The sequence below is a fragment of the Amycolatopsis lurida genome, assembly GCF_900105055.1.
GTDB lineage: Bacteria > Actinomycetota > Actinomycetes > Mycobacteriales > Pseudonocardiaceae > Amycolatopsis > Amycolatopsis lurida.
On the sequence record NZ_FNTA01000004.1, the window covers coordinates 975,632 to 995,048 of the forward strand.

General features: G+C 69.5%; 20 protein-coding genes. 9 read left to right on the forward strand and 11 right to left on the reverse strand.

Going from position 1 to position 19,417, the window contains the following annotated elements; translation table 11 throughout:
- Positions 1-83 precede the first annotated feature (83 nt).
- Complete coding sequence (locus BLW75_RS09645) at positions 84-1,301, forward strand: MFS transporter (protein ID WP_034311814.1); 1,218 nt, start codon at positions 84-86, stop codon at positions 1,299-1,301.
- Positions 1,302-1,314: 13 nt separating this feature from the next.
- The gene (locus BLW75_RS09650; protein WP_034311907.1) at positions 1,315-3,279 is read left to right on the forward strand and encodes an AarF/UbiB family protein; all 1,965 of its coding nucleotides are present in this window, start codon (positions 1,315-1,317) and stop codon (positions 3,277-3,279) included.
- Here the strand turns inward: BLW75_RS09650 and lepB are convergent.
- The 9 genes from lepB to BLW75_RS09695 form a co-directional block, all read right to left on the reverse strand.
- Complete coding sequence (lepB, locus tag BLW75_RS09655) at positions 3,203-3,982, reverse strand: signal peptidase I (protein WP_241783595.1); 780 nt, start codon at positions 3,980-3,982, stop codon at positions 3,203-3,205. The genes BLW75_RS09650 and lepB overlap by 77 nt on opposite strands.
- A 25-nt stretch (positions 3,983-4,007) precedes the next feature.
- Positions 4,008-4,337: a YnfA family protein gene (locus BLW75_RS09660; RefSeq protein WP_034311812.1), complete on the reverse strand. Its 330-nt coding sequence runs from the start codon at positions 4,335-4,337 to the stop codon at positions 4,008-4,010.
- 179 nt (positions 4,338-4,516) lie between these two features.
- Positions 4,517-4,924 (reverse strand): metal-sulfur cluster assembly factor, encoded by a 408-nt coding sequence (locus BLW75_RS09665; protein WP_034311811.1) that lies wholly within the window; start codon positions 4,922-4,924, stop codon positions 4,517-4,519.
- Positions 4,921-5,370, reverse strand: a complete 450-nt coding sequence (gene sufU / locus BLW75_RS09670; protein ID WP_034311809.1) for a Fe-S cluster assembly sulfur transfer protein SufU — start codon at positions 5,368-5,370, stop codon at positions 4,921-4,923. Before sufU ends, BLW75_RS09665 begins: the two co-directional genes overlap by 4 nt.
- The gene (locus tag BLW75_RS09675) at positions 5,370-6,659 is read right to left on the reverse strand and encodes a cysteine desulfurase (protein WP_034311808.1); all 1,290 of its coding nucleotides are present in this window, start codon (positions 6,657-6,659) and stop codon (positions 5,370-5,372) included. The genes sufU and BLW75_RS09675 overlap by 1 nt, the downstream gene beginning before the upstream one ends.
- 39 nt (positions 6,660-6,698) lie before the next feature.
- On the reverse strand, positions 6,699-7,469 hold the full coding sequence (gene sufC, locus BLW75_RS09680; RefSeq protein ID WP_034311806.1) for a Fe-S cluster assembly ATPase SufC: 771 nt from the start codon (positions 7,467-7,469) through the stop codon (positions 6,699-6,701).
- A gap of 36 nt (positions 7,470-7,505) precedes the next feature.
- Complete coding sequence (sufD, locus tag BLW75_RS09685; protein WP_034311805.1) at positions 7,506-8,678, reverse strand: Fe-S cluster assembly protein SufD; 1,173 nt, start codon at positions 8,676-8,678, stop codon at positions 7,506-7,508.
- Between the two features lie 2 nt (positions 8,679-8,680).
- Positions 8,681-10,129, reverse strand: a complete 1,449-nt coding sequence (gene sufB, locus BLW75_RS09690; protein ID WP_034311804.1) for a Fe-S cluster assembly protein SufB — start codon at positions 10,127-10,129, stop codon at positions 8,681-8,683.
- Positions 10,126-10,926 (reverse strand): helix-turn-helix transcriptional regulator, encoded by an 801-nt coding sequence (locus tag BLW75_RS09695; protein WP_395766698.1) that lies wholly within the window; start codon positions 10,924-10,926, stop codon positions 10,126-10,128. The genes sufB and BLW75_RS09695 overlap by 4 nt, the downstream gene beginning before the upstream one ends.
- A gap of 247 nt (positions 10,927-11,173) precedes the next feature.
- On the opposite strand from BLW75_RS09695, the gene mptB reads away from it, so the two are divergent.
- The 5 genes from mptB to BLW75_RS09720 all read left to right on the forward strand — a co-directional run bounded on the left by mptB (position 11,174) and on the right by BLW75_RS09720 (position 16,597).
- Positions 11,174-12,760 (forward strand): polyprenol phosphomannose-dependent alpha 1,6 mannosyltransferase MptB, encoded by a 1,587-nt coding sequence (gene mptB / locus BLW75_RS09700; protein WP_034311902.1) that lies wholly within the window; start codon positions 11,174-11,176, stop codon positions 12,758-12,760.
- 19 nt (positions 12,761-12,779) lie between these two features.
- Entirely contained in the window at positions 12,780-13,706 is a 927-nt protein-coding gene (locus tag BLW75_RS09705; RefSeq protein WP_034311803.1) for an ABC transporter ATP-binding protein, read from the forward strand.
- Positions 13,703-14,503, forward strand: a complete 801-nt coding sequence (locus BLW75_RS09710) for an ABC transporter permease (RefSeq protein ID WP_034311801.1) — start codon at positions 13,703-13,705, stop codon at positions 14,501-14,503. Before BLW75_RS09705 ends, BLW75_RS09710 begins: the two co-directional genes overlap by 4 nt.
- A 64-nt stretch (positions 14,504-14,567) precedes the next feature.
- Complete coding sequence (locus BLW75_RS09715) at positions 14,568-15,536, forward strand: COX15/CtaA family protein (protein WP_034311798.1); 969 nt, start codon at positions 14,568-14,570, stop codon at positions 15,534-15,536.
- Positions 15,537-15,649: 113 nt separating this feature from the next.
- A complete protein-coding gene (locus BLW75_RS09720; protein ID WP_034311796.1) occupies positions 15,650-16,597 on the forward strand; it encodes an acyl-CoA desaturase in 948 nt (315 codons plus the stop codon).
- Positions 16,598-16,646: 49 nt separating this feature from the next.
- On the opposite strand, the gene BLW75_RS09725 is transcribed toward BLW75_RS09720, so the two are convergent.
- Both BLW75_RS09725 and BLW75_RS09730 read right to left on the reverse strand, forming a co-directional pair.
- Positions 16,647-17,513, reverse strand: coding sequence for an ATP-grasp domain-containing protein (locus BLW75_RS09725; protein ID WP_034311793.1), 867 nt, complete (start codon positions 17,511-17,513; stop codon positions 16,647-16,649).
- Positions 17,510-17,818, reverse strand: a complete 309-nt coding sequence (locus BLW75_RS09730) for a hypothetical protein (RefSeq protein ID WP_034311792.1) — start codon at positions 17,816-17,818, stop codon at positions 17,510-17,512. Before BLW75_RS09730 ends, BLW75_RS09725 begins: the two co-directional genes overlap by 4 nt.
- Positions 17,819-17,913: 95 nt before the next feature.
- Here BLW75_RS09730 and BLW75_RS09735 point away from each other — a divergent pair, with 95 nt between their 5' ends.
- Positions 17,914-18,885, forward strand: a complete 972-nt coding sequence (locus tag BLW75_RS09735) for a quinone oxidoreductase family protein (RefSeq protein ID WP_034311790.1) — start codon at positions 17,914-17,916, stop codon at positions 18,883-18,885.
- On the forward strand, positions 18,882-19,412 hold the full coding sequence (locus BLW75_RS09740; protein ID WP_034311787.1) for a GNAT family N-acetyltransferase: 531 nt from the start codon (positions 18,882-18,884) through the stop codon (positions 19,410-19,412). The genes BLW75_RS09735 and BLW75_RS09740 overlap by 4 nt, the downstream gene beginning before the upstream one ends.
- Positions 19,413-19,417: the final 5 nt, after the last annotated feature.

Sequence of the window (19,417 nt, forward strand, 5' to 3'; positions counted from 1 at the left end):
AGTATACCGATCGGTTGACCCGGCGGCGAAAAGCGGGAACACTCCCCAAGTATACCGATCGGTATACACGAGAAGGAGAGCTGATGGTTTCTTCGCACAAGCGTGAACTGACCCTCACGGCGGCCGGGTTGTCGCTGATCGCGGTCTCCTACGGACTCGCGAGGTACGCGTACGGCCTCTTCGCGCCGACCCTCCGGACGGAGTTCGACCTCGACGGCGGCGCCCTCGGCGCCATCGCGGCGGGAAGTTACGTCGCGTACTGCCTCGCGGTCGTCGGCTCGACCGCCATCACGACCCGCTGGGGAGCGCGGGCGGGCGCGCTCGCCGCCGGAACGACGGCCACGGCGGGAACCGCCCTGATCGCGGCCGCGCCGAACGCCGGCGTGCTCGCGCTCGGGGTCGTCCTCGCCGGCGCCAGCACAGGCCTGGCCTCCCCTTCGCTCGCCGACGCGGTCTCACGCGTCGTCCGGGCGACCCGCCGTGACCGCGCCCAATCCGTGGTGAACGCCGGAACCGGACTCGGTGTGCTGATCTCCGGCCCGGTGTCCCTGCTCGCCATCGGTGACTGGCGAATGGCCTGGTGGGCCTTCGCCGCGGCCTCGGCGCTGGTGACCTTGTGGATCGTCCGGGTCGTGCCGCCGGTTAAGGAAGACCGCGCGCGTGGGCTGCCGGTGCCGCTGTTCCCGCCCGCCACCGGACGGCTGGTGCCCGCCGCCGCGACGCTCGGCCTGGCCAGCGCGGCGATCTGGACCTTCGGCCGGGACATCGCCGTGAGCGTCGGCGGCCTCGACGAGACCGCCTCGACGGTGGTGTGGATCGTGCTCGGCGCGGTCGGCCTGGCGGGCGCGTTCACCGCCGAACTGACCTCGCGGGCTGGACTGCGGCGTGCTTGGTCCGCGGGGATGGTCCTGTTCGCCGCCGCCACGGCACTCTTCGCCCTCGCCACCCGTTCGCTTCCCGCGCTCCTCATCGCGGCCGCGGTCTTCGGAGCCGTCTACATCGGACTGACCGGCGTGCTGATCCTCTGGGGCACCAGGGCTTATCCGGCGGCACCCGCGTTCGGTGTCGGCGTGGCCTTCCTCGCGCTGGCGCTCGGCCAGGCCGCCGGGGCACCGCTCATCGGTCTCCTCGGCGATCTCCTCGACCTCCGCGCCGGCTTCCTCGCGGCGGCGGCGATCGCCGTACTCGGCGTCCTCTTCGCACCCCGGGAGGCGACCACGACGTACAACTTCGGGGTCCGTTCCCTCTCAAGGGTGAGTACCGTCCCGCCGGAGCGGGAATCCCCCGCGGACTGCGCGTGATGTGCTCTCCGGCATGAACCTGCTGCTCGGTCTGCTCACCCTGCCCGTCTACGCGCTGATGCTGTGGCCGCTCGTGGTCGCCGCCCGCCGCGTGCTGGGGGTGCGGATCGGCGTCGTCCGCGCGTTCTGCGCCGCCGGTTTCGGCTGGCTGGTCGCGGGCGGCATCCTCAGCGCGTTCCCCTCGCCGATGTACACGGGCGGAGCCTTCGCCGGGCTGGTCGTCCCGGTGGCGGGTGGCGCGTTCCTCGCGACGTTGATCTTCCTGTTCGTCGCGGAGTTCGTCCTGCCGTCCGGCTCGGGGCTCGGGCTGATCGGCAGGATCAGGTCGATGCGCCGCCGTGTCGCCCGGACGCGGCGTTACTCGCAGATCACCCGGATCGCGATCAAGCACGGTCTCGGCCGGTACCTCACCGGCCGCCGCGAACCCGGCCTCGCCCGGGTCCGGCACGCCAAACTGGCGCGATCGCTGCGCCGCGCGCTGGAGGAGGGCGGCGTGACGTTCGTGAAACTCGGCCAGTTGCTCTCGACCCGGTCCGATCTGCTCCCGCAGGTGTTCGTCGACGAGCTCAGCAAACTCCAGGATCAGGTCGCCTTCGCCGACGCCGACGAGGTCGCGACGGTGCTGCGGGAGGAACTGGGCGGAAACCCGGACGAGATCTTCGCCGAGTTCGACCCGGAACCGATCGCGGCCGCGTCGATCGCGCAGGTCTACCGGGCGAAGCTGCGCGACGGGCAGGAAGTGGTCGTCAAGGTGCAGCGGCCCGGCGTGCAGGCGCTGGTCGACCGGGACCTCGACATCGTCCGCCGCGTGGCGGCCGCGCTGGACCAGCGCGCGGAATGGGCGGGGTCGCTCGGCGTCGTCGACCTCGCCGAAGGCTTCGCCGACGCACTCGTCGAGGAGCTCGATTTCCGCACCGAAGCCAGGAACATCGAAGCGGTCGCCGCGGCCTACTCCGGCACCGAGGTCGCCCTGCCGACCGTCCACAAAGAACTGTCCACCGAACGGGTCCTGGTGATGCGGCGCCTCGACGGCAAGCCGCTCGCCGCCGCGCGGGAGCAGGTCCCGGCCGCGGAACGGGCAGGTCTCGCGCGGTCCATGCTGCGGTGCGTGCTCGGCCAGGTGATGGGCAGCGGTGTCTTCCACGCCGACCCGCATCCCGGCAACGTCCTGCTGCTCACCGACGGCAGGCTCGGCCTGCTCGACTTCGGCTCCGTCGGACGGCTCGACTCGGGCCTGCGCGGCGGGCTGCAGAACCTCATCCTCGCCCTCGACCGCGGCGACCCGGCCGCGTTGCGCGACGGCCTGCTGGAGATCGTCGACCAACCGGACGAAATCGACGAGCGTCGCCTGGAGCGGGCACTGGGTTCCTTGGTGGCGAAGCATTTCAACCACGGGCAGGCGCCCGATCTCGACATGTTCACCGACCTGTTCCGGGTGATCGCCGACTTCCGGCTCAGCGTGCCCCCGCCGATCGCCGCGGTGTTCCGCGCACTGGCCACCTTGGAGGGAACACTGGCCGCGCTGGCGCCGGGGTTCAACATCGTCGTCGAATCCCGCGCCTACGCCGCCGAGCAGGTAGGTGCCGGATTGCGACCGGAGTCGCTGCGCTCCACCGCCACCAACGAACTGATGGCGCTGCTGCCGGTGCTGCGGCGGCTGCCGCGCCGCGTCGACCGGATCGGCAACGCGCTGGAACAGGGCAGGCTTTCGGTCAACGTCCGGCTGTTCTCCGACGAACGCGACCGCGACGTGGTCACCGGACTGGTGCACGAGATCCTGCTGGCGTTCGTCGGTGTGGCCACCGGGCTGATGGCCGTGCTGCTGCTGGGCAGCACGACCGGCCCGGAGGTCCTGGACGGGGTCACGCTGCACCAGATGTTCGGCTACAACCTGCTGGTGGTCAGTGCGCTGGTGGGATTGCGGCTGCTCTTCGTCGTTTTCCGGCGGAGCGGACAACGGTCACGATCGCCCCGATGACACCGATCGCAACGAGGCTGATCCCGGCGAGCATGAAGTGGCGCGCGGCGAGAAATCCGGTGTCGGACACCGGTTCCCCTGGCAGGCCGGCGTCGACGAAAGCCGTTGTCTGCGGAAAGGGTTCCGCGTTGATGCTCCTGCCGATGCCGACGATGACCCCGTGCACCTTGTCCAGCGGAACGGCGCCATCACCCGGTTTCCCCGCGTAAAGCTGCGAGTCGCGGGAATTGTTCCGCTGATCGCCCGCGAGGAACACGGTGCCCGGTGGGACTTTGACGTCGAAGCGCCTCCCGCTGGTGCCCCCGTAATCGACGTAGGTCTCCTTGACGGCTTTCCCGTTGACAGTGATCAGGCCGTCCTTCGTGCAGCAGACGACCTGATCATCACCGACGGCGATCACCCGCTGGATGGCAAGGCCCTCACTGGGACTCGCGTCCGGATACGCGCTGAGATCCATGAGAACCACAGCGCCACGCGGAATGTCGCCGACCTCGGACCACCGGTAGGTCACGATGGTGCCGGGTTCGAGCGTGGGACTCATCGCCGGGCTGGCAGCGGTCTTCATCGCGTAGTCCGACAAGCTCCAGAAGCCGTAGCCGCCGGCGCCCACGCCGACGACCGCCACCAGGATCATCACCCACAGGAGCGGGGGGAATCTTCGCTTCGGCCCGGCCTTTTCGGGAGGCGGGGCGGGGAAGTCCATTTCGGTCACAGCGCAGATTAGCGTCTCAACCTCGGGGCGCGTACATGATTACTCCGACCCCCGCCAGGCAGATCAGCGCGCCGATGACGTCGTAGCGATCCGGCCGGTAGCCGTCGGCGACCATGCCCCACGCCAGCGATCCCGCGACGAACACTCCCCCGTACGCGGCGAGGATGCGGCCGAAGTTCGCGTCGGGTTGCAAGGTCGCCACGAAACCGTAGAGGCCGAGCGCGACGACGCCCGCGCCGATCCAGAGGTAGCCGCGATGTTCCCGCACCCCTTGCCAGATCAGCCAGGCGCCGCCGATCTCCAGCAGGGCGGCGAGCGCGAACAGCGCTATGGAGCGGAAGACCATGCCGTCACCCAACCAGACGCACACGCCGTCACCCGCGCCGTATAGGCCGTTATACGAAAGGGTGACCGTGTGGATTTTGGTGCATTGGATGTCACTCCAGCCACCCCGGCCCGAAGCGCGTGAAGGCCTCCTTCCCTCGGCTGAGCCGAGGGAAGGAGGCCTTCACGCGCAAGCGAGAATCAGACGGTGAAGCCGAGCGCCCGCAGCTGTTCGCGGCCGTCGTCGGTGATCTTCTCCGGGCCCCACGGCGGCATCCAGACCCAGTTGATCCGGAAGTCCTTGACCAGGCCCGTTCCCCCGCCGACGAGGGCGGCTCCGGTCTGGTCCTCGATGACGTCGGTCAGCGGGCAGGCCGCCGAGGTCAGGGTCATGTCGATGGTGGCGGTGTTGTCCGCCTCGACGCGGATGTCGTAGACCAGCCCGAGGTCGACGACGTTGATGCCGAGTTCGGGGTCGACGACGTCGCGCATCGCCTCTTCGACGTCCTCGACCTTCGCCACATCGGCGGCGTCCGGGGCGGCGGCGGTCTCGGCGTCGAGGTCGGCGGCCGTGCGCCCCTCGCGGGTTTCGGTCTGCTGTTCGGTCATGCCGTCTCAACTCCGTTGGTCGTGCGGGCGACGGCGTCCTTGAACGCCATCCACCCGAGCAGGGCGCATTTCACGCGGGCCGGGTACTTGGCCACGCCGGCGAAGGCGATGCCGTCCTCCAGCACTTCCTCGTCGGGTTCGATCTGCCCTTTGCCCTGCATCAGCTCGACGAAGGCGTCCATGGTGGTGAACGCCTCCTCCACGGTGTGCCCGACGACGAGATCCGTCAAGACCGACGTGGAAGCCTGGCTGATCGAGCAGCCCTGTCCCTCGTAGGAGACGTCGGCGACCTTCCCGTCGTCGACCTTCACCCGCAGCGTCACCTCGTCGCCGCAGGTCGGGTTGACCTGGAACGACTCGGCGTCGAACGGCTCGCGCAGGCCGCGGCCGTGCGGGTTCTTGTAGTGGTCCAGGATGATCTCCTGGTACATGCTCTCCAGGTTCATCACGCCACCCCGAAGAACTTCTGCGCCTCACGTACACCGTTCACCAGTGCGTCCACTTCGGACAGGGTGTTGTAGACGTAGAACGACGCGCGCACGGTCGCGGGCACCGAGCAGGCCCGGTGCAGCGGCCACGCGCAGTGGTGCCCGACGCGGACGGCGACGCCGAGGCTGTCCAGCACCTGACCCGAGTCGTGCGGGTGGACGCCGTCGATGACGAACGACACCAGTCCGCCGCGGTCGGCCATGTCGGTGGGGCCGATGATCCGCACACCCGGGATCTCGCCGAGCCCGGCGAGCGCCGCCTCGGTGAGGAGGTGCTCGTGCGCGGCGACGCGGTCCATGCCGATCGCCGACAGGTAGTCGGCGGCCGCGCCGAGACCGACGGCCTGCGACGTCATCGGGGTACCCGCCTCGAACCGCTGCGGCGGCGCGGCGAAGGTGGTCTGCTCCATGCGGACCAGCTCGATCATCGAGCCACCGGTCAGGAACGGCGGCATCGCTTCGAGCAACTCGCGGCGGCCGTAAAGGACACCGATGCCGTACGGGCCGACCATCTTGTGCCCGGCGAAAGCGGCGAAGTCGACGTCGAGGGCGTGCAGGTCCACCGGGAAATGCGGCACCGACTGGCAGGCGTCCAGCACGACCAGCGCGCCGACCTTGCGGGCCTTCTTCACCAGGAACTCGACCGGGTTGATCGTGCCGAGCACGTTGGACTGGTGCGTGAACGCGAGCACCTTGGTCCGCTCGGTGATCAGCTCGTCCACATTGGACAGATCGAGGCGGCCGTCCGCGGTGACGGAGAACCACTTCAGCGTCGCACCGGTGCGCTGGCAGAGCTGCTGCCACGGCACCAGGTTCGCGTGGTGCTCCATCTCGGTGATGACGATCTCGTCGCCGGGACCGATCTTGAACCGCTCGGCTCCGGGACCGGCCGTGGCGGCGTTGCTCATCGCGTAGGCGACGAGGTTGATGCCCTCGGTGGCGTTCTTGGTGAACACCAGCTCGTGCGGGGAGGCGCCGACGAACTCCGCGATCCGCACGCGGGCGGACTCGTAGGCGTCGGTCGCCTCCTCGGCGAGCTGGTGCGCGCCGCGGTGCACCGCGGCGTTCGAGGTCTCCAGGAACCGGCGCTCGGCTTCGAGCACCTGCACCGGCTTCTGGGACGTCGCACCGGAATCCAGATACACCAAGGGTTTCCCGTCCCGCACCGTGCGGGTCAGGATCGGGAAGTCGGCCCTGATGGCCGCTACGTCCAGCGGTGCAGCAGAGTTAGCCGTGGTGGTGGTCATCGGGCCAACTCCTCTCGGTGTAGTCGTGAAGTTCAGTGATCAGACGGCGGCGGTCTCGGCGGAGCCGGTGTACTTGACGTACCCGTTCTCCTCCAGCTCGTCCGCGAGTTCACGGCCACCGGACTCGACGATCTTGCCGCCCGCGAAGACGTGCACGAAGTCAGGCGTGATGTGCCGCAGGATCCGCGTGTAGTGCGTGATCAGCATGACGCCGGCGTCGTTGCCGGCCTTGAACTCGTTGACGCCCTCGGACACGACGCGCAGCGCGTCGACGTCGAGGCCGGAGTCGGTCTCGTCGAGGATGGCGATCTTCGGCTTGAGCAGCGCCAGCTGCAGGATCTCGTGGCGCTTCTTCTCACCGCCGGAGAAGCCCTCGTTCACCGAACGCTCGGCGAACTCGGACGAGATCTCCAGCTTGCCCATCTCCTCCTTGACCTCCTTGACCCAGTGGCGCAGCTTGGGGGCCTCGCCACGGACCGCGGTGGCCGCGGTGCGGAGGAAGTTGGACATGGACACGCCCGGCACCTCGACCGGGTACTGCATGGCGAGGAACAGGCCCGCGCGGGCACGCTCGTCGACGCTCATCTCGAGCACGTCCTCACCGTCGAGCAGGACCTGCCCGGAGGTGACTTCGTACTTGGGGTGACCGGCGATGGCGTAGGACAGCGTGGACTTGCCCGAACCGTTGGGGCCCATGATCGCGTGGGTCTCGCCCGACTTGATGGTCAGGTTGACGCCCTTGAGGATCTCCTTGGGGCCTTCCTCGGTCGTGACCGAGGCGTGCAGATCCTTGATTTCCAGCGTAGGCATTTCTTTCCTAAAAGTCTCTTGTGGACGGACGCGCGCTCAGGCGCCGACAGCTTCGAGTTCGGCTTCGATCGCGGCCTCGAGACGCTCGCGCACCTCGGGAACGCCGATCTTGACCAGGATCTCGTGGAAGAACCCGCGGACGACCAGGCGGCGCGCGGCGTCTTCGCCGATTCCGCGCGACTGGAGGTAGAACAACTGCTCGTCGTCGAACCTTCCCGTCGCGCTCGCGTGGCCCGCGCCTTCGATCTCGCCGGTCTCGATCTCCAGGTTCGGGATCGAGTCCGCCCGGGCGCCCGGCGTCAGCACCAGGTTGCGGTTGAGCTCGTAGGTGTCGGTGGCCTCGGCGGCCGCCCGGATCAGCACGTCGCCGACCCACACGGTGTGCGCGCCCTCGCCCTGCAGCGCGCCCTTGTACATCACGCGGGACTTGCAGTTCGGCACCGCGTGGTCGACGAAGAGACGGTGTTCCTGGTGCTGTGCTTCGTCCGCGAAGTACAGGCCGAGCATCTCGACGTCGCCGCCCTTGTCGGCGAAGGTCGCCGTCGGCGAGACGCGGACGAGGTCACCGCCCAGGGTGATGACGATGTGCTTGAGCGTGGCGTCGCGGCCGAGCTTGAGGTGCTGCTCGGAGACGTGCACCGCGTCGTCGGCCCAGTCCTGGACGCTGACGACGGTCACGTTCGCCGAATCGCCGATGACGAACTCGACGTTGTCGGCGTAGGTGCCGGAGCCGGCGTGGTCGAGGACGATGACGGCCTCGGAGAACTGCTCGGCGCGCACCTGCACGTGCCCGTAGGCGACCTTGCCCTCGCCCGGACCGGTGATCTTCACCGTCGACGGCTTCGACGTCTTCGTCTCCTTGGGCACCGTGATGACGGTGGCCTCGGTGAACGAGGAGTACGCCTGCGCGGCGATCCGGTCGCTCGGGACACCGGCGGCGCCGAGGCGCTCGTCGTCCCGGCCGACCGTCTCGATCTTCAGTTCGGGCGCGGCGTCGGCGTCCACTGTGGCCGAACCCGAAGCGGCGGCGGACCCGTCGTGCAGGCCGCGCAGCCGCTTCATCGGAGTGAAGCGCCAGTTCTCCTCACGGCCGCCGGGAACCTCGAAGGCCTCGACGTCGTAGGAGGTGAAGCGCTCCGCGCGGGACGTGGCCGGGATGACCACGCCCTCGCGCATCGCTTCGGAAACGTTGTTCTCGGTAACCGACATGACTAGCCGACGGACCCTTCCATCTGAAGCTCGATCAGGCGGTTCAGCTCGAGCGCGTACTCCATCGGCAGCTCACGCGCGATGGGCTCGACGAACCCGCGCACGATCATCGCCATGGCCTCGGCCTCGTCGAGACCGCGCGACATGAGGTAGAACATCTGGTCTTCGCTGACCTTCGAGACGGTCGCCTCGTGGCCCATGGAGACCTCGTCGTTGCGGATGTCGACGTACGGGTACGTGTCCGACCGCGAGATCGTGTCGACGAGCAGCGCGTCGCAGACGACGCTGGACCGCGAGTGGTGCGCCCGCTTCGCGACCTTGACCAGGCCGCGGTACGAGGTGCGGCCACCGCCGCGCGCCACCGACTTCGACACGATGGTCGAGGAGGTGTGCGGCGCCAGGTGCTCCATCTTCGCGCCGGCGTCCTGGTGCTGGCCCTCGCCCGCGAAAGCGACCGAGAGGACCTCGCCCTTGGCGTGCTCGCCCATGAGGAACACGGACGGGTACTTCATCGTGACCTTGGAACCGATGTTGCCGTCGATCCACTCCATGGTCGCGCCCTCTTCGCACTTGGCGCGCTTGGTGACCAGGTTGTAGACGTTGTTCGACCAGTTCTGGATGGTCGTGTACCGGCAGCGGGCGCCCTTCTTCACGATGATCTCCACGACCGCCGAGTGCAGCGAGTCGGACTGGTAGATCGGCGCGGTGCAACCCTCGACGTAGTGCACGTAGGCGTCTTCGTCGACGATGATCAGGGTCCGCTCGAACTGACCCATGTTCTCGGTGTTGATGCGGAAGTAGGCCTGCAGCGGGATGTCCACCTTGACGCCCTTGGGCACGTAGATGAACGAGCCGCCGGACCACACCGCGGTGTTCAGCGCGGAGAACTTGTTGTCCCCGGCCGGGATCACGGAGCCGAAGTACTCCTTGAAGATCTCCGGGTGCTCCTTGAGCGCGGTGTCGGTGTCCAGGAACAGGACGCCCTGTGCCTCCAGGTCCTCGCGGATCTGGTGGTAGACGACCTCGGACTCGTACTGTGCGGCGACACCGGCGACGAGGCGCTGCTTCTCCGCCTCGGGGATGCCGAGCCGGTCGTACGTGTTCTTGATGTCCTCGGGCAGGTCTTCCCAGGAAGTGGCCTGCTTCTCCGTGGACCGCACGAAGTACTTGATGTTGTCGAAGTCGATCCCGGAGAGGTCCGCACCCCAGTTGGGCATCGGCTTCAAGTCGAAGAGCTTGAGCGCCTTGAGTCGCGCTTCGCGCATCCACTCCGGCTCGGACTTCTTCGAGGAGATGTCGGTGACGACGTCCTCGTTCAGCCCGCGACGGGCCGTTGAGCCCGCCTCGTCGGAGTCCGCCCAGCCGAACGCGTACTTGCCAAGGGACTCGATGGTCTCTTCCTGGCTCATGGGCGCGGTGGTGGGAGTGCGCTGCTCGGCAGCGGCAGTCATGCGGGTTTCCCTCCATTCGGGATCCGTGCTGTGCGCCCTGGGGAGGGCGCCGTGCTTCCCGGCCCGGGTGTGGCCGGGTGACCCGCCGAGACGGCGGGTACGTGTGTGGTGCACGCGTTGTCACCGCGTGCGATGGTCGCCAGCCGCTGGACGTGAGTACCCAGAAGTTCCGCGAAAGCCTCTGTCTCGGCTTCACACAACTGAGGGAACTCGGCGGCGACGTGGGCGACCGGGCAATGGTGCTGGCAGAGCTGTTCGCCGACACCGACCTGACGGGTCGACGCAGCGTAACCCTCCCTGGTCAGCGCCGCAGCGAGGGCCTCGGCGCGCGAGGCGGGGTCCGTGTGCTTGGTGATCGCGTCCTGGTGCGGGCCGACCAGCGAGGCGACCCGAGCCTCCGCGAAGGCCTTCACGGCGTCTTCCCCGGCGTGTTCGGCGAGGAACCGGATGGCCGAGGACGCGAGGTCGTCGTAGGCGTGCCCGAACCGGGCGCGGCCGGCTTCGGTGAGCAGGAAGTTCTTGGCGGGACGGCCGCGGCCGCGGGGGCCGCGGCGGGGCGCGTCCCGGGTTTCGGCCTCGCCGTCGGCGAGCAGGGCGTCGAGATGACGACGGACGGCGGCGGCGCTGATCCCCAGCTGCTCGGCCACCACGACGGCGGTCATCGGACCCTGTTCCAGCAGCAGACGGGCCACTTCATGCCTGGTCCGGCCCTCGGGGCCGACCTGCGCGGGGACAGGCTGGACCTCGGCGCGGAGCATGTCGCCACCGGCCTCGTCCTGCGTCCCCGTCTTTTTCACAACATAAGTGTGACGTATTTCCGGAGAGACGGCAAAGAGGGGTGCCTCACGGAGTGGCGTGGGTCACTTCACGCCGACACCGACGCAAGTAGATGACGGATTGCGATCCTTGCACGCGCAACTACCGCAACCAGGTGCCGAGTTGCGTTGTTCCCGGCATCGCTACCCTTCCCGAGTGGCAGTGGGCGATCACCCGGCACAGCGGGACACGGACGGGGCGGAGCCGGAAGACCGGGCGGCAGGGCCGGTGGCGACGCTCGTCCCGGGGCGCCCGCACGAGCCGGAGCCGCTGGACGACAAGGAACTGCGCGGGCTGAACGTGGTCCGCCGGTTCGGCGCGGTCGGCTCCCTGTTCCTCGCGCTCGGCTCGCTCGGCGCGGGCGCCGCACCGGTGATCAACCCGGTGCAGGAGATCCCGGTCCTGCGGCTGTTCACCCGCATCCCCATGGTGTCGCTCGCGATGGGCCTGGCGGGCATGGCGATCATCGTGCTCAGCTGGCTGCTGCTCGGCCGGTTCGCGCAGCCCGCGCGCCGCCGCCTCGCCACCCAGGGCCAGCTCGCCCGCACCATCGCGCTCTGGTGCGCGCCGCTGCTGTTCATCCCGCCGCTGTTCTCCCGCGACGTCTATAGCTATCTCGCGCAGAGCGAGATCGTCGCCCGCGGGATGGACCCGTACTCCCTCGGCCCGGCCGAAGCCCTCGGCGTCTCCGACCCGCTGACCTCGGGTGTCTCCAACATGTGGCGCGAGACGCCGGCGCCCTACGGCCCGCTGCTGCTGCGCCTCGGCGGCTGGCTCGCCCCGCTGAGCAGCGGCAACATCGTCACCGGGGTCCTGCTGCAGCGCGGGCTCGCGCTGATCGGCGTCATCCTGATCATCTGGGCGCTGCCCCGGCTGGCCCGGCGGTTCGGCGTGCAGCCCGCCACCGCGCTGTGGCTCGGCGCCGCGAACCCGCTGCTGATCTTCCACTTCGTCGCGGGTGCCCACAACGACGCGCTCGCGATCGGGCTGATGGTGGCCGGGCTGGAGGTCGGCCTCCAGCGGATGCCGGTGCGGTTCAAGAACGACGCGCCGCCCCCTCTGGCCAAGGGCGAACTGCTGTACATCGGACTCGGGGTCGTGCTCATCACCCTCGGCGTCGCGGTGAAGATCAACGCGATCCTGGCGCTGCCGTTCTTCACGGTGATGGTGGCCAGACGCTGGCACGGCCGGATCAAGGACCTGGTCACCGCCGCGGTCCCGATGGCGCTGCTGTTCGGCGTGACCCTGGTGGCGGTCTGTTACGGCACCGGCCTCGGCTTCGGCTGGGTCGGCGCGCTCGGCACGCCGGGCCTGGTCCGCTCGTGGATCTCGCCGACGTCGGAACTCGCCGCGCTCGGCGGCGTCCTCGGCATCGCGCTCGGCCTCGGTAACCACACCAACGCGATGGTGCCGATCCTCGGCACGCTCGGCTACGCCGTCGCGGGCGCGGTGACGGTCAAGTTCCTTTGGGACAGCTTCAAATGGCGCTACCGGCCGATCATCGGCCTCGGGGTCTCCCTGGGCGCGGTGATGGTGCTGCACGTCGCGCTCCAGCCCTGGTACCTGCTGTGGGCGATCATCCCGCTCGCCGCGGCGGCGGGGACCTCGCGGTTCCGCATCGCCGCGACGATCGTCACCGCCGTCCTGCCGTTCCTGCTGCCGACGACGGGAAGCACCTTCGAGGGCCGCGGTTTCGTCCTGCCGTTCGCGTGGGCCGCCGCCGGGGTCGTCACGCTGCTGGGGCTGTTCATCGTCCACCGCCTCTCACCACTGCTGCTGTCCAGACCGTCCCCGGAGCATTCGGTCCCCGCGTGAGGCCGTATCGTGACCTGTCGTGAACGCCCCCGCCGTCGAGATCACCGGGCTGGTGAAACGCTACGGATCCACCACCGCCGTCGATGGACTCGACCTGCGGATGGAACGTGGCGCACTGCTCGCTCTGCTCGGCCCGAACGGGGCCGGCAAGACCACCACCGTCGAGATCTGCGAAGGCTTCCTGCGGCCTGACGACGGCGAAGTCCGCGTGCTGGGCCTGGACCCGGCGCGCGACGGCGCCGCGCTGCGGCCCCGGATCGGCGTGATGCCCCAGGGCGGCGGCGCGTATCCCGGCGTCCGCGCCGACGAGATGCTCGGGCTGGTCGCCGCGTGTGCGGCGAACCCGCTCGACCCCGCCTGGCTGCTGGACGTCCTCGGCCTTTCCGGAGCGCGGAAGACGCCGTTCAAACGGCTTTCCGGCGGGCAGCAGCAGCGGCTCTCGCTCGCCTGCGCGCTCGTCGGACGGCCCGAATTGCTCTTCCTCGACGAGCCGACGGCGGGCATGGACCCGCAGGCCCGCCGCCTGGTCTGGGATCTGCTCGGGGCGCTGCGTGCCGACGGGGTCAGCGTGCTGCTCACCACGCATCTGATGGAGGAGGCCGAAACGCTGGCCGACACCGTGGTGATCGTCGACCACGGCAAGGTCGTCGTCGAAGGTTCCCCGCAGTCGCTGACCGTCGAGGCAGGTGAGACGGCGCAGCTGCGGTTCAAGGCACGGACGCGGCTCGACACCGCGCTGCTGACCGCCGCCCTGCCCGAGGGCCACCTCGTCCACGAATCGGCGCCGGGGACGTATCTCGTCGAGGGCGCGATCGATCCGCAGGTGGTGTCGACGGTGACGGCGTGGTGCGCGCAGCAGGGTGTCATGCCCGAGGAACTGCAGGTCGGCAGGCGCACGCTGGAAGAGGTCTTCCTGGAGCTGACCGGACGGGAACTGCGCGCATGACCACGACGCCCACACCCCGATTCGCCCCTGGCACGTTCACCCCCGCCCCCGGCCGCGGTTCGCTCGGCAAGATGCTCCGCACGCACGCGAAGGTCGAAGCGAGCCTGACGCTGCGCCACGGCGAGCAGATCCTGCTGACCCTGCTGATCCCGCTCGCGCTGCTGATCGGCTTGTCGCTACTGGACATCCTGCCGTCGTCACAACTCGGCGACTCGTCCAAAGTGGACTGGATCACGCCGAGGATCCTGGCGCTGGCGGTGATGTCTTCGGCGTTCACCGGGCAGGCCATCGCGCTGGGCTTCGACCGCCGTTACGGGGTCCTCAAACGACTTTCCGCCACCGCGCTGCCCCGCTGGCTGCTCGTCGCGGGCCGGGTCGCCGCCGCGCTGGTCGTGGTCGCGCTGCAGGCGGTGATCCTCGGTGGCGTCGCCGCGCTGCTGGGCTGGTCGCCGTCACTCGGCGGGCTTGTCGGCGCGATCCCGTTCCTGATCGTCGGCACGCTCGCGTTCGGCGCGCTGGGCCTGTTGCTCGGCGGGGCGCTGCGCGCGGAGGCCGTGCTGGCGCTGGCGAACATCGTCTGGTTCGTGCTGCTGCTCGCCGGCGGCATCCTGCTGGCGCCATCGACCATGCCGTCCGGCGTCGCGTGGATCGTCGAACTGCTGCCCTCGGGCGCGCTCGCCGAAGGCCTGCGGTCGGTACTGCTGGACGGCTCGTTCGGCTGGGGCCCGTTCGCGGTGCTCGTCGGCTGGGGTGTCGTCGCGGGCGCACTGGCGAGCAAGACCACCAAGCTGACCTGAGGCGGCCGACACAGCGGGTCCGGCCGGTGGAACGCTCTCAGGAAGGGCGTTCTAGCATCGGACCGTGCCGTTCCAGAGCCTTGTAGCGCGTCTGCCGTATCCGTCGTTCGCGGTCCAGCGAGCGGTCGCGATAGCGGCGGTGATCGCACAGGCCGGAATCGGCGTCACCGGCTCGGTCGTCCGGGTGACGGGTTCGGGCCTCGGCTGCCCGACCTGGCCGCAGTGCGTCGAAGGCAGCATCGTGCCCGTCGCGCATCCCGAGTTGGACATGCTCACCCAGTGGATCGAGTTCAGCAACCGGTTGCTGACCGGGGTGGTCATCCTGGTCGCCGCGCTGTGCGTGATCACCGCGTGGCGCGTGCAGATCGAGCACCCGAGCCGCCGCCGTCTGGTGAAACTGGCCTGGACGATGCCCGCCGGCGTGATGCTGCAGGCCGTCGTCGGCGGGATCACCGTGCTCGCGAAACTCGAATGGTGGACCGTCGCGCTCCACTTCCTGGCCTCCACTCCCCTGGTCTGGCTCGCGGTCCTGCTGTTGCGCGCGTTCAAGGAGGGTGACGAGCCCGCCCGCTGGCTGATCCCGGACGCCGGCCGCAAGACGCTGATCGCCCTCGCCGTGTCCATGTGGGCCGTCCTCGCGGCGGGGACCACCGTGACCGGGGCGGGCCCGCACGGCGGCGACCCCGGCACCCACCGGCTCCAGGCCCCGATCGAGACGCTCACCCAGATCCACGGCGGACTGCTGGTGGTCTACCTGATCGTGCTGGCCGTCTTCGGGCTCCAGCTGATGCGTGGCGAGACGCCGAAGCAGCTGTGGAAGCGGTACACCATCGTGTGGGTCGTCGCGGTCCTCCAGGGCGTCGTGGGTTCGGTGCAGTACGCCCTCGGTGTGCCGGAGGCGCTGGTCTCGTTCCACGTCCTCGGCTCCGCGCTGGTGATCATCTCGACGGCGGCACTGTGGTGCGGATCACGCGATCGTGGTTCCGCGCCGGTTTCGCCCGCCGCTGACCGGGAACTCGCCACTTCGAACTGACCCCCTGGCAAACCGGACGTAACCCCCGGGCGGCGTGCTCGCCAGACACTGCCCTTACGCTGCGCTCGGTGCCCCGCACGGGGGTCACCACGAGTCGAGGCACGAGGTGTCGTATGACCGCCAGCACCGAGCCGGACGCACCGGCCAGTCCGTCCAAACCCCTGATCTCCCACCGGCGAGGCTCCGGGGAGATGCTGATCCTCAAGACCTTCCTGCTGGTCCCGTTCGTCGCGCTGATCGCCGCCGTGCCGATCGTGTGGGGCTGGGGCATGACCTGGGTCGACCTGGCACTGGCGGCCGTGTTCTACACCGTCGGGACCCTCGGGGTGACGGTGGGATACCACCGCTACTTCACCCACGGCGCCTTCAAGGCCAATCGCCCGCTGCGCGTGGCTCTCGCCATCGCCGGGAGTTTCGCGGTGCAGGGTTCGGTCATCTTCTGGGTGGCCAGCCACCGCCGCCACCACGCCTTCGCGGACCGCGAGGGCGACCCGCACTCCCCCTGGCTGTTCGGGACGTCGCCCTCGGCGCTCCTGCGCGGCTTCTGGCACGCGCATATGGGTTGGATGTTCAGCCGCGAGGTGACCAACTACGACCGGTTCGCGCCGGACCTGGTGGCCGACAAGGACCTTCGCGTGGTGAACCGCTACTTCTGGCTGTGGATCACACTGAGCCTCGCGCTGCCCGCGGTGCTCGGCGGGCTGATCAGCTGGTCGTGGTGGGGTGTGGTGACCGGGTTCTTCTGGGGAGGGCTGGTCCGGATCGCGTTCCTGCACCACGTCACGTGGTCGGTGAACTCGATCTGTCACCTGGTCGGCGAGCGCCCGTTCGCCAGCCGTGACAAGGCGGCGAACTTCTGGCCGCTGGCGATCCTGTCCATGGGCGAGTCGTGGCACAACTCCCACCACGCCGACCCGACCTGCGCGCGGCACGGTGTCCTGCGCGGACAGGTCGACGTGTCGGCGCGGGTGATCTGGCTGTTCGAGAAGTTCGGCTGGGCACGGGACGTGCGGTGGCCGAAGCCGGAGCGCTTGGCCGCCAAACTCGCGAAACCCGCCTGACCCCCGCTCCGCCATCGCAATTCGTCATCTACTTGCGACGGCGGGCGGGTCAGGCGAGTTGCTGGCGGACGGCGGAGGCGAAACGCCAGGCCGCGGCGGCGTCGGTCTGCCGGAACCCGAGCGAAGGCTCGACGAGCTCCAGTTCCAGCAGCAGCGGCCTGCCGTCCGGCCCGGCGACGAGGTCGACGCGGGCGTAGAGCAGTTCCGCGCGCAGGATGCCGAGCAGCGCCGCGGTCGCGTCCAAAGCGTCTTCGGCCAGCGCCCGGAATCCCGCGGCGGGCTGCACGGGCGCGAGCTTCTCCGTCACGTACAGCCCGGATTCGTCGAGTTCCCGGCCCAGCATCGCGGCCTTCGAGAAGGCGTGCGAGTACACGCCGCCGAAGTACACCAGTGCGATCTCGCCTTCACTGTCCACACTGGACTGGTACGGCTGGAGCAGCACGGTGTTCCCGTCGGCCTGCAGCCCGGAGAGATGTGCGGCGGCCGCGTCGCCCGCCGTGAACCGGCCCGCGCCTCGCGAACCGGCACCGACCGCGGGCTTCAGCACGAACTCGCCCTTGGGCCAGCGCGGGGCCTTGTCGTCCGGCGCGATCAGGGTCGTCGGCACGACCGCGACCCCGGCGTCGCCGAGTTCGGCCAGGTAGGACTTGTCGGTGTTCCACCGCACGACATCGGCCGAATTGGCCAGTGACGGCACGGATTCGGTCCAGGACAGGAACTCGTCGCGGCGCTCGGCGTAGTCCCAGGTGGCGCGCAGCACGACGATGTCCGCGGCGCCGAAATCGACGGTCGTGCCGTCCCAGGCGGCCCAGCGGGTCTTGAAGCCGAGGTCGGCCAGCGCCTCGGGTACCGCGTGCTCGTCGCCGTCGCCTTCCGGCAGGCTGGAGCAGGCGACGAAGATCGCGGAGCCGCTCACTTCCCCGCCATCCGGCGGCGGTGCTCGGCGCCGATCTTGGTGGCCTTCACGGTCTCGCTGTCCCATTCGGCGGGCTCGAGGTCTTCGACGGCCTCGACCAGCGCCTCGCCCGCCTCGACGGAGGTGACGACGACGTCGCCCAGCGCGCCGTCGGCGCCCACGAGCACGACGCGCGCGCCGACCCGGCCGATGTTCTCCACCACCGCGCGCGACGGCTTCCCGTGCCGCTTCACGAAGTCGCGGGCGGCCGCGACCTGGCGCGACGTGGGGGCGGCGGTCTCGGTCTTCTCTTCGGTCTCAGCCACGCGCCGAGCTTAACCGCGAAAGGCCCGGGACGCGGAATAACCGTGGCGTCGGCCATAGTTGTGCCGGTCGGAACGACCTTGAACGAGGAGGATGTATGCCCGCGGCAGTGCAGATCCGGCGAACCGGTGGCCCCGAAGTCCTTGAACTATCGGAAGTCGAGGTCGGTGAACCCGGTTCCGGCGAACTGCTCGTGGACGTCGCGGCGGCGGGCGTCAACTACATCGACACCTATCACCGCGAGGGCATCTACCCGGTCGACACCCCGTTCATCCTGGGTATGGAGGGCGCCGGCACGGTGGCCGCGGTCGGCGCGGACATGACCGGTTTCGCCGTCGGCGACCGGGTCGCCTGGCAGGGTTCGCTGGGCAGCTACGCCCAGCGCCGCCTGGTGCCCGCCACGATCGCGGTGAAGATCCCGGATGGCGTCTCCGAGGAGACCGCCGCCGCCACGATGCTCCAGGGGATCACCGCGCACGCGCTGATCGCCTCGACCTACGAGGTCAAGGCCGGTGACGACGTGCTGATCCACGCCGCGGCGGGCGGCATGGGCCTGCTGCTGGTCCAGCTGGCCAAGGCCCGCGGCGCCCGGGTCATCGGCACCGTCTCCACCGACGAGAAGGCCGAACTCGCCAAGCAGGCGGGCGCGGACGACGTCATCCGCTACGACCAGGTCGACTTCGCCAAGGCCACCCGCGACCTCACCGGCGGCAAGGGCGTCGAGGTCGTCTACGACGGGGTCGGCAAGTCCACTGTGGACGGCAGCCTCGCGAGCCTGAAGATCCGCGGCCTGCTCGCCCTCTACGGCGCGGCCAGCGGCCCGGTGCCGCCCATCGACCCGCAACTGCTCAACCGCAGCGGCTCGGTGTACCTCACCCGCCCGACCTCCGCGCACTACGTGCTCACCCGCGAGGAACTGGAGTGGCGCGTGAACGAGCTGTTCGCCGCCGTTCAGGACGGCTCGCTGAACATCCGGATCGGCGGCCGCTACCCGCTGGCCGACGCGCGCCAGGCGCACGAAGACCTCCAGGGGCGCCGCACCACCGGCAAGCTCCTGCTGATCCCGTGACGGCGCTCTGGCCGGAGGAGGTCCGGCTCACCGGCGAGGGGCTCGTCCTGCGGGAGTGGGTCGAGGACGACATCGCGTTCATGCCGGGGCTGTTCGACAATCCCGCTGTCGCCCGGTTCACGCCGCTGCCTTCCCCGTTCGACGAGGTGGCGGCGAAGGCCCACTACGCGAAGTCCGTCGCACGCCGCGCGGAAGGCAACGGACTACGGCTCGCCATCACGGCCGACGGCGGCGAACCGCTCGGCGAGGTGGTGCTGTTCCTGAAAGAGGATTCGGCCGAACTCGGATACGCCGTCGGTCCCGCCCACCGCGGGCAGGACCTGGCGGCGCGGTCGCTGCGGGTCCTCACCGCGCACGCGCTGGACCTGGGGCTCGGACCGCTGCAGCTGAAGATCGACGCCGAGAACGCGGCCAGTCAGGCCGTCGCCCGCCGCGTCGGCTACGCCCTGACCGACGCTCCGCCCGAGACGAAGGTCGAGAAGGGACTGAAGATCACGCTGCTCACCTGGGAGTACGCCGGGTCCTGACGAGA